This window comes from Cyanobacteriota bacterium (assembly GCA_025054735.1).
Taxonomy (GTDB): domain Bacteria; phylum Cyanobacteriota; class Cyanobacteriia; order SKYG9; family SKYG9; genus SKYG9.
The window spans coordinates 1-1,732 of the sequence record JANWZG010000590.1 but is presented as its reverse complement, the minus strand read 5'-3'; the positions used below and the strand labels follow the sequence as shown (position 1 = coordinate 1,732).

At 49.0% G+C, this 1,732-nt stretch carries 2 protein-coding genes; one reads left to right on the top strand and one right to left on the bottom strand.

Annotated features, from left to right (window positions below):
• Positions 1–263: 3-dehydroquinate synthase (locus NZ772_18475; GenBank protein MCS6815542.1), on the top strand; the 263-nt coding region annotated here is incomplete at its 5' end.
• A gap of 54 nt (positions 264–317) precedes the next feature.
• Here NZ772_18475 and dxr read toward each other — a convergent pair.
• On the bottom strand, positions 318–1,499 hold the full coding sequence (gene dxr / locus NZ772_18470) for a 1-deoxy-D-xylulose-5-phosphate reductoisomerase (protein MCS6815541.1): 1,182 nt from the start codon (positions 1,497–1,499) through the stop codon (positions 318–320).
• Positions 1,500–1,732 lie beyond the last annotated feature (233 nt).

The following is a 1,732-nucleotide window of genomic DNA, read 5'->3' as shown; positions in this document are numbered from 1 at the left end:
AATTGGCTGTGACTATAGGATTTTGGGATCAACAGAGTACCGATCGTCAACTGGCCCTAATTCAAAAGGCAGGGTTGCCGACGATGCTGCCCTCAGGTTTGGACGTTGATGCTATTCTGGCGTTGCTCCAAACGGACAAAAAAGTTCAAGATGGCCAAGTGCGGTTTGTATTACCTACTCAAATTGGTAGTGCTCAAGTTACTGACCAAGTGCCTAGGGATGCCATTCGTCACGTACTTACCCAGATGCAACCCAGCAGCTAGTTCTCACGGCTAGTCATAGCTAGTAGCAGTTAGTGGCAGTACTGAGGAACGGCACTAGGAAACCAAAACGGCATTGGTCGCAGCTACGGCTAAAACTTCCTGCCTGGCCCATTGGTCTGCTGCCAAAATATCCTCCAATGTCGGAGTTAGACAGTTATGGGCTTGGTGCCGATCGCACACCTGCTCAATGCAGCGCGGAATATCTAAAAATCCAATTTTCTCCTCTAGGAAAAGGGCAACAGCTTGCTCATTGGCAGCATTTAGCACCGCAGGCATAGACCCCCCTGCTCGTCCAGCAGCATAGGCCAGTGCCATGCAGGGGTACTTTTGGTGATCGGGTGCACGGAATGTAAGACTGCCGCATTTCACTAAATCCAACGGTTCCCAGTCAGTTGCTAGCCGGTCTGGATAGGAAAGAGCATAGAGCAGAGGTAGGCGCATGTCAGCCCAGCCAAGTTGAGCCAAAACGGATGTGTCTTGAAGTTCAATGAGGGAGTGAATGATGCTTTGAGGGTGAATCACAATATCAATGTGGTCATAGTCTAGCCCAAAGAGAAAGTGAGCTTCGATCACCTCCAAACCTTTATTCATTAGCGTGGCAGAGTCGATCGTGATTTTACGTCCCATTACCCAATTAGGGTGTTTGAGAGCATCCGCAACCGTAACCTTGCTCAAGGTTTCCACAGGCACATCTCGAAATGCACCTCCAGATGCGGTCAGGATAATGCGGCGCAACCCACCAGCAGGTACCCCTTGCAAACATTGAAAGATGGCGGAATGTTCTGAGTCAGCCGGTAGCAATGCGACCCCATGCCGTTGAACCAAAGGCAGCACCACAGGGCCACCAGCAATTAATGTTTCCTTATTGGCTAGGGCAATATCCTTGCCAGCTTCAATGGCTGCGATCGTTGGCAACAGACCTGCACAACCGACAATTCCAGTTACCACCACCTCAGCATCGCCATAACGAGCAACTTCAACAATGCCTGCTTGGCCAGCCAATACAATCGGTTCTGGATCCATACCAGGAATAGCAGCTCGGAGATCCTCTAAGCGCTCAGCATCCTGAATGGCTACGATTTGAGGTTTGAACTGCTGCACTTGCTGTGCTAGTAACTCAATGTTGCGTCCGGCTGCTAGACCAACAATCCGAAATTGGTCAGGATACTGACGCACAATATCTAAGGTTTGAGTACCGATCGACCCAGTGGAACCAAGAAGAGTAAGTGCTTTCACAACGGCATACACCAGTGCTAAAAACGTGCATATGAGCCATTACCACTATACGCTGCTGACTTACACTCTTTTACCCTAATCTTTTTTACCCTAATCTTTCCGGATGTTCTCTCTCTGGCTGGAATAAGGGAATGGTAGATGCACCCTGATCAGGACCTCGAAGTCAAGCTAGCCTTCGGGGTCTTTACTTTTTTGGCTTAATGAGGATAAGGGTAAACGGTCAGTTAAATATA